At 41.5% G+C, this 8253-nt stretch carries 7 protein-coding genes; 3 read left to right on the forward strand and 4 right to left on the reverse strand.

Features of this window, described 5'->3' with window-relative positions:
* A partial coding sequence (locus AKA01nite_RS09010) for a sodium-dependent transporter (RefSeq protein ID WP_146924996.1) occupies nt 1-1194 on the forward strand: 1194 nt, incomplete at its 5' end.
* Nucleotides 1195-1895: 701 nt separating this feature from the next.
* On the opposite strand, the gene AKA01nite_RS09015 is transcribed toward AKA01nite_RS09010, so the two are convergent.
* From AKA01nite_RS09015 to AKA01nite_RS09030, 4 genes are all read right to left on the reverse strand, one after another.
* The gene (locus AKA01nite_RS09015; RefSeq protein WP_146924997.1) at nt 1896-3167 is read right to left on the reverse strand and encodes a mechanosensitive ion channel; all 1272 of its coding nucleotides are present in this window, start codon (nt 3165-3167) and stop codon (nt 1896-1898) included.
* Nucleotides 3168-3433: 266 nt separating this feature from the next.
* Nucleotides 3434-4312, reverse strand: coding sequence for a DegV family protein (locus AKA01nite_RS09020; protein ID WP_186805154.1), 879 nt, complete (start codon nt 4310-4312; stop codon nt 3434-3436).
* Between the two features lie 14 nt (nt 4313-4326).
* Nucleotides 4327-4920: a hypothetical protein gene (locus AKA01nite_RS09025; RefSeq protein WP_146924999.1), complete on the reverse strand. Its 594-nt coding sequence runs from the start codon at nt 4918-4920 to the stop codon at nt 4327-4329.
* A gap of 52 nt (nt 4921-4972) precedes the next feature.
* Complete coding sequence (locus tag AKA01nite_RS09030) at nt 4973-5254, reverse strand: DUF503 domain-containing protein (RefSeq protein WP_146925000.1); 282 nt, start codon at nt 5252-5254, stop codon at nt 4973-4975.
* Between the two features lie 193 nt (nt 5255-5447).
* Here AKA01nite_RS09030 and AKA01nite_RS09035 point away from each other — a divergent pair, with 193 nt between their 5' ends.
* On the forward strand, nt 5448-6971 hold the full coding sequence (locus tag AKA01nite_RS09035; RefSeq protein WP_186805155.1) for a ClC family H(+)/Cl(-) exchange transporter: 1524 nt from the start codon (nt 5448-5450) through the stop codon (nt 6969-6971).
* 129 nt (nt 6972-7100) lie between these two features.
* Complete coding sequence (locus tag AKA01nite_RS09040) at nt 7101-8027, forward strand: DUF368 domain-containing protein (protein ID WP_186805156.1); 927 nt, start codon at nt 7101-7103, stop codon at nt 8025-8027.
* Nucleotides 8028-8253 lie beyond the last annotated feature (226 nt).

Genomic DNA, 8253 nt, shown 5'->3' on the forward strand with positions numbered 1-8253 from the left:
TTAAGTGTTATTTTATTAGGATTTCCTATTATGCTTATTGAATTTTCTATTGGTAAACGGGGCCAAGACGATGCCGTGCAGTCTTTTAAAAAAATCGCACCTAAAACCCACTGGTATATAGCTGGTGGCTTAGGCGTACTGGCAGCTTTTTTAATTCTGTCGTTTTACGGTATCATTGGAGGATGGTCACTGCGTTATACTTATGAGTATCTTTCTGGAGGTATTGGCGGAGACTCATCAGTGTTCTTTCAGAATTTTATTGCCCAACCTGTCTCACCGGTTCTCTGGTCACTTTTATTCATGGGGTTGACCGTAGTTATTGTGCTGCTTGGTGTGCAAAAAGGGATCGAGACATCCAGTAAATGGATGATGCCTTTACTGAGTTTACTTGTTATTGGTCTGGCTGCTTATAGTTTGACTTTAGGCGGGGCATCAGAAGCCTTCGCATTTATGTTTCAGCCTGAGTGGTCAGCCTTTACTGATCCGAGAGTTTATCTCTCCGCTATGGGACAAGCATTTTTCACCTTAAGTTTAGGTATGGGCATCATGTTAACTTATGGTAGTTATCTGAAACCGGAAGAACGTCTCACCTCTTCTGCGGCTGTCATTATCGTATTGGATACTGCTTTTGCCCTCATATCTGGATTGATGATTTTCCTGGCGCTATTTGCTTTCGGTTTGGATCCGACAGAAGGTGCTGGACTCGTCTTTATAGTACTGCCCGTGATTTTCGATGCTCTTGGTGGTATCGGGGTCTTTGTCGGCTTGCTGTTCTTTGTCCTGCTTACCTTGGCAGCATTGTCTTCAAGCATTTCTTTGTTGGAAGTTTCGGTATCCTTTTTAATGGATCGCATCAAGTTGTCGCGTAAAGGCATCACTTTGATGTTAGGAGCCATCATCTTCTTGTTAGGCATTCCTTCTTCATTAAGTCAGGGTGCAATGGAAATCACTGTTTTAGGCAGCAGCTTTTTAGACTTCATGGATCTATTCACGGCCAATGTCTTATTGCCTACGAGTGCGCTCCTTTCTGTTATCTTTGTCGCCTGGACTTGGAGCAATCAGGACATCCTGCAGCATACTGATCTGAAAGAAGGTATGATGGGAACGGCTTTTCTCTTGTTGTCGCGTTTCTTCGTCCCCATCGCTATCGTACTCGTTCTGATCTTTGGAATATTCAACTGGCTATTTGTTTAGTTAAATAGTGTTTAGTGAATTTTGACACTTCTGTAGCAGTCACGCAATAGCTACAGAAGTGTTTTTTTGATGGCAGCTTTAGCGTCTAAAGCTTTCATTTTGATTTTTTGTTAATGTTTGGGGATCCTTTGATGGGGTTTAGACAGATTTAAGTAGATGAGTGTGTGTAATGTGTAAAAAAATTGATGGCTTCGGTCGTTTTGACTCGGGCAGGAGCTTCGTTTGCGCCGAAGTTTGATAAGTTCGGTCGCTTCACTCAGTTTACTCATAGTTTCGCGCCGAACCTCAGCCATCTTCGGTCGTTTTGACTCGGGTAAGAGCTCTGTTTACGCCGAAGTTTGATAAGTTCGGTCGCTTCACTCAGTTTACTCATAGTTTCACGCCGAACCTCAACCATCTTCGGTCGTTTTGACTCGGGCAGGAGCTTCGTTTGCGCCGAAGTTTGATAAGTTCGGTCGCTTCACTCAGTTTAATTATAGTTTTGCGCCGAACCTCAGTCATATTCATTATCTTCAACTTTTTCGATTCCTATACTTATATGAGCCTGCTTCAAAATCTCATCTAGTCAATTAATCGATTTAACGTTAACTCAACTGTCTCTATTATCCTTTTATAACTCAATTAAAAACAGAAAAAATCCAAAAGAGCAAACGGCGCTCTTTTGGATTTTCTTTATCATTCAAACATATTTTATTTAATGGTTATAGATTGGGGGTGTCATTTGTTGGATTGCTTGTTTTGGAGCTTTCTTTATCGATTTTACTGTCCGCACGTTCAAGTTGTTTGCGGGCAAAGTCGCGTCCTCCAAGACCAAATGATAGAGCAAAGGCTACTGCTAAACCACCGATAATGAATAAGAATGCAAGATTTACAATATTTGAACCGAAATTCAATTGGTCTAACGCCATAAATAAAGCAAAGACAATGACGATATACTTGACCAGTTCACCTGCAAATTTACTTCCTGTTGATTTATTGATCGCAGATGCCAACATTTTTCCGCCAATGAATGCAAGTCCAATGATGATGGCTGCGAATAAGATATTTGGCAGATATGCAATGATAGCTGCAACGATATCATTCAGCATTGTCAAATTCAGTGCATTCAGCGCTTCAACTAAGAAAAACAAACCAATCAATGCAGCTACAGTGTTTCCAATGATTTTCGCGAGGTCAACATTCATGTCACCTGATTTATTAAGATAAGATGAATATTTGTTGAAACCTGTTCCTCTCAGCAAATCTTTCAACATGTCTCCAGCGAATTTCGCTATGGCAACTCCTACTGCAAGTAGTATGACAGCAACTAAGATATTTGGAATAGCGCTCAAGATTGAGTTGAGTACGTCACTGATCGGTTGTGCGATCGTGTCGATATTCAGTACATCCAAAGCCATAAGAATAATAGGTATCAGAATCAACACATAAACGGTGTTCGCTAGAACTGAAGCTAAAGTCTGTTTGTTATCCTTGACCTTTTCAGTATTCGAATCATTTGATGAGCCTGTAAGTTTGCTCATCCATTTGTCTACATTTGCTGCTACACCAAGGTTGTAAACGAGGTTTTTGACAAATTTAGCTACGTAGAAACCTAACACTAAAATTATGAGTGCTGCAATTATATTAGGTAAAAACGCCAGCGCTGTATCGATCATATTTGTCACGGGTCTACCTATGGATTCCAATCCGAAAGTTGAAAAAATCCCTGGCAGGAATAACACCCAGACGAGGAAGTAACCCACTTTACCTAATGCTGTGACCATGGTATTTCCCTGGTCATCCGTGTCCGCCGCTCCCCACTTTGAAAGTTTACTCGACATACCTGTCGCTTCCAGTCCTTTAACGATTGCCTTCTTAACAAGTGTGGCAACGATCCAGGCAACAAGTATCAGCAGTATTCCCATCAATAATTGTGGTAAAAAATTGATGAAATTCGCTAATGCATTTTCGAACGAATTTGCTATGTTGTTCATTGTCCATCTTCTCCTTTTCCTTTTTTTGTCTTTATTTGAACATCTTTAGTATATCGATTCGTCTATACTTCCTCAAATAATATGCATTGGAATGAGAAGAATTCAGAAAATCATTTTTACTTTATTACTGCTTTCGGTCATTAGGTGGACCGGATAAGCATAAAAAAATCTGCAGCCACTTCATGAATAGACTTAGACAATTCATGATCGTCTTTTGTCTATTCAGAAAAGGATACAGACCTTAAGTTTTATATGATTTTCTTCAGTTATTCATTTATATATTTGTAATGCTCAGGCTTTTCGTTGAAGTAAAACACACCAGCCCCGCCGATACCTAAATGAGCAGCCAGCAAGGCCCCAACATCAAAAATCTGAGTAGTCGCTTCGGGTAAAGCTTCTTGTACCATGGTTTCCAGTTTCTGCGCGGTTTCATAATCGTTGACATGACTGATCGTGATCAACTGGTCAGTGAAGTCGCCGACGTTTTTCTTCATTTCCTTAATCATTCGTTTATAGACACGCTCCTGGCCGCGAACAAGTTTCTTCAGATAAATCCCTGTTTCATTAACCGAAAGATAAGGTTTTATGTTAAGTGCGTCTCCAGCAGATCCTGCTACCTTAGGGAGTCTTCCACCCTTGACCAGCCACATCAGGTTGTTCAGAGTGAAATGATAATTGATATGTTCGGCATTCCATTTTGTCTGTTCGACTATAGTGTCAAACGCCATCCCCTGTTTGACCATTTCCATCGTCTGAAGCGCTAAAAGTGCCCCGCCACCGGAACCGCCTTTGGAATCGATCACCGCTATGTTCATGTCCGGATACATACCAATGTAATTTTCAACAACTGTCTGGGCAACCTGGTACGTGCCTGAAAATTCACTGTAGATGCTCAAGTAAATCACATCATCGCCTTGCTTCCGGGCATCCTCAAGCATATCAATGATTGTTTTCGGAGAAACTTGTGATGTTTTAGGCATGACACCTTCTGCCATTTTTTCATGCACTTGCTGGAGAGAGATTTCCAGCTGATCGAGGTAGTCCTGCTCGTCTATGATTACACTGAGCGGCAAAAAGTCATAATCATAATTTTCTCTCATATAATCGTTCTGGTCGATGCCAGAGTCAATAGCTATTCTTATCATTTTTTTCTCCTTAGTCATTCTTGATTGAGTATTTCTCTTATTTCATCCATTGTCACTTTTCTTCGGGCGTATCTGTTCCAGCTTGCCTCTAAATGTTTTAAAGGTGCATGACCATAGATTGCTGTTAATTTATCATTCCAGGTTTTGAACCATTCACTCTTTTGCTTCTCTTCACTGGAGAATTTATCTGTCTGCAAGGGGCTTTCTGTGTTCAGTCGATCTTTGACGCTGAAAAGTATTTCTTCAGGAATGATTAAAAGTATACTTTCTTTTTCCTTTGATACGAAAAAAAACCCCTTTTGGATCAAAGGATTAAATCCCTGAATTTCATCTAAACTCTTGACACGATAAAGGTTCGTCTCCAAATCGGGTAAGCGCATCAGAATGTCTTTCAGTACCGGGTGATAAATCGTTTCTGCCTGCTCAAGTACTTTCTCAGAAAGATGTGTCGCGATCGTATGTTTGTTCCAGCTTTTCTTGGCAGGAACAGCGTAATTTTCTGATAATTCTATCAGGCTGTCTTTCTTGTGAGCCTGCAGTAAATCAGTCAGCTCGGTCGTATCGTTTTTGTATTTGATAAACAAGGTGTCTTCTAATCCATTGGTCATAGTGATTTCCTTTCATGTAAATCGCTGCGTCTTTCTATTCTTATACTTCTGCTTATGCTTCCAGCCAGTTGTAATCTAAAATTTCCACCTCATAGTTCGCTTCGATTTCACTTAGTACGGCTTCCAGTCGTTTCCGGCAAAGCGTTCGGTTGTTTGACACGATACCGAAACCGAGCACTGATTTGTTATGCATTTCCATATCGCCCACTTCAGCTGCAGACAAATGGTGCCGGTTTTCTGTCCGTCTTAAAATACTTTTGATAACGCTGCGCTTTTCTTTCAGAGAATAAGAATCAAATATCAAGAGCGTTACTTCTACTCCCATAAGGATCATGCGTATCTCCTCCTTTTTGAATCGGTCTCTATAATATCTGGCAAAAATTCGTCTTTATAATTATACCATATTCCTACTGCAGATAAATGGTCAACTTTTTCGTTATAATTTGATGAATTTTATTTCTGTGGCTTGTTTTTAATTGATGACGTCCTTTAAAATGAAGCCACTTACTCTTTATCGGAGGTTTTTTATGAACGCTTGGCATCATCTCGACTGGTCAAAAATTTCATATGTATCAAAAGGAATGCTCGTAGGCGCTGTTTCAGGTGTCGTTATCAGTCTTTTACGTGCATCCGTTGAATTTCTTCTGGAAACGACACGTGACATATACTACTTTCTAGGTGAAAATCCAGCGTGGACCATTGGCTGGTTTATTCTTATGCTCCTATTCGCCTTTGCCATTGCTTTACTTATCAAACATGAGCCGGATATCAAAGGGTCGGGAATCCAGGATATTGAAGGTCAGCTGCACGGTTCTCTTGATTTGAACTGGTTCTCGATTTTATGGCGCAAATTTATCGGTGGAACATTGGCTATCGGGTCGGGGCTCGCTCTGGGTCGTGAAGGTCCTTCTATCCAGCTGGGCGGTGCTGTGGGACAAGGGGTGAATGATTACCTTAAAGGCGGTCGCTCTCAGCAAAGTATATTGGTTTCAGCTGGAGCCAGCGCAGGCCTGGCTGCCGCTTTCAATGCACCGGTATCCAGTATTTTGTTTGTTCTAGAAGAAATGCACCGGAAATTTTCAGGTATCCTGTTGCTTACTGCTTTTTCAGCGTCAATTACAGCCAATTTCGTTGCCTATCAGATTTTTGGCGTCGAAGCACCGATGCATCTAGGTCAACTTTCCCAGTTTCCACTTGAACATTACGGTCATCTTGTTCTTCTTGGTGTTTTTCTGGCGTTAGTAGGCTGGGTGTATCAGGAAGTTCTTTTGTATATGCCGAAATTATATAAAAAACTTCCTGTCCCTCCGTATCTTTATGTCTTTATTCCTTTCATTCTAGTCGTGCCGATCGGGGTATTTTTTCCAACCATGCTCGGTGGTGGTACAGAAGTAATCAATCTACTTAATGAGAGCTCGCCGACACTTTGGTTGCTCCTGAGTATTTTCATTTTCAGATTCATCTTTTCGCATATTTCTTATGGTTCGGGTCTTCCGGGTGGAATCTTTATCCCGGTCTTAAGTCTCGGCGCTTTGGTGGGTTCGATGTATGGAAACGGCGCACTGACACTTTCAGGGATCGATGCTGTCTTTTTGCGCAGTTTCATTATCTACGCTATGGGCGGTTTTTTAACTTCTGTTACAAAGGCCCCGTTGACTTCTGTCATGCTGATCACCGAAATGACGGGCTCCGTTACTCATCTGATGCCGCTTGCGGTCGTGTGTTTAAGTGCTTATGTGGTTTCCGACTTTGTAGGATCTGAACCCATTTATGAAGAACTCCTTTATCGTAAAGTCAATCCAAAACCGCGTCTCTTTCAGGGCGAAGTTGCTGAGATAAACATGCAGGTTGAAGTAGGGACAACCCTTGATGGCATGATGGCGAAGAATCTCATAACTCCAGATGGCGCCCATTTAGTTAAAATCCTTCGACACGACCATGAATTCATTCCGCATCGGGACACGGTCTTTACCCCAGGAGACGAACTCGTCATCACTACCGACAAGGGTTATATCTCTGATGTAAGGAAAGAGCTGTATAAGTACAATTGAAGGATCTGCTGAAACTGATTTTCGGTTTCATTTACTTTTAAATGAAATAGTCACATTTTATCAGTATATTCACGTTTCAGTATGTTAAAATATAAAACAGTTAAACTATCAATTTTTAAGGAGCTTATTATGCAATATATGTGGTTAGTGATCAAAGGGTTATTTATTGGCGTGTCCAATATCATCCCAGGCGTTTCAGGTGGCACGATGGCTGTTTCGTTTGGTATCTATGACGATATCATCCACGCATTTACACATGTCAGGAAAGAATTCAAGTTGAGCATGCGGGTCCTCATCCCAATCGTTACAGGTGCTATTCTCGGTGTGGCCGGTTTTTCAATGATCATCACGTGGCTTTTAGATGAGTATACTTTATATACTTCCTTTGCCTTTGTTGGTCTGATTTTAGGTGGGCTCCCTATTTTATCTGAGTCGTTTAAAGAGAGCTTGAATGAGAAAAGGCGTAAAATGTCAGTCGTTCATGTCATCCTCTTTGTTGTATTTTTTGCTATCGTGGCCTGGATGGGTGTCGCAGATGTCTCCGGCGGCGGTCCTGAGACAATCAGTCTTGGTGCCGGTCCTCTTATCGCATTATTTTTTGTCGGTCTTGTTTCCGCAGCGGCCATGGTCGTTCCCGGTATCAGCGGGTCTTTATTGATGCTTATTATGGGATACTATTACGCTGTTGTCTATGCAATCAATGGCTTTACTTCCAGTCTTACGGCTTTTAATCTGACAGAATTGATTCCATTCACTGTTCTGCTTACATCTTATGCGTTTGGGATGCTGGCTGGAATCATTTTGATAAGCAAAGTGATCGACTACTTCTTTATGCACTATCCTAGCTTTACTTATGCTGCGATTTTGGGCCTGGTTACAGCTTCGCCTGTTGCAGTCATTGCCAATACGGATGCGTTAGATGGTTTGGCGACCGGTAATGCCGTTATGAAAATTGCCATCGCGCTCATTGTAGCCTTAACCTGCTTCATGCTCACATTTGCTATAGGAAAAACGGAAGATGCTACAGAAGAATTGCCTGAAGAAACACGTGCTTAGCAGTTTAAGCTAGTTGTCGGATCTTTCGCTTTATAGTTAGAATCAAAAGATATCGGAAAAGCTTCGTCTGCGCCTCGCTCTCATTAAATAAGAGCTGATGCCGGATGAAGTTTTTTTAGTTGGGTCGTTTTGAGTGTTTATGTTTGGCAGGTTTGAATGATGTGGGCGGGTAGATTCCGCTGAAGTTTGTCATCTTCGGCTCATTCAAATGACGCTGCTCAGTGTT

It is taken from the genome of Alkalibacterium kapii (assembly GCF_007988865.1).
GTDB lineage: Bacteria > Bacillota > Bacilli > Lactobacillales > Carnobacteriaceae_A > Alkalibacterium > Alkalibacterium kapii.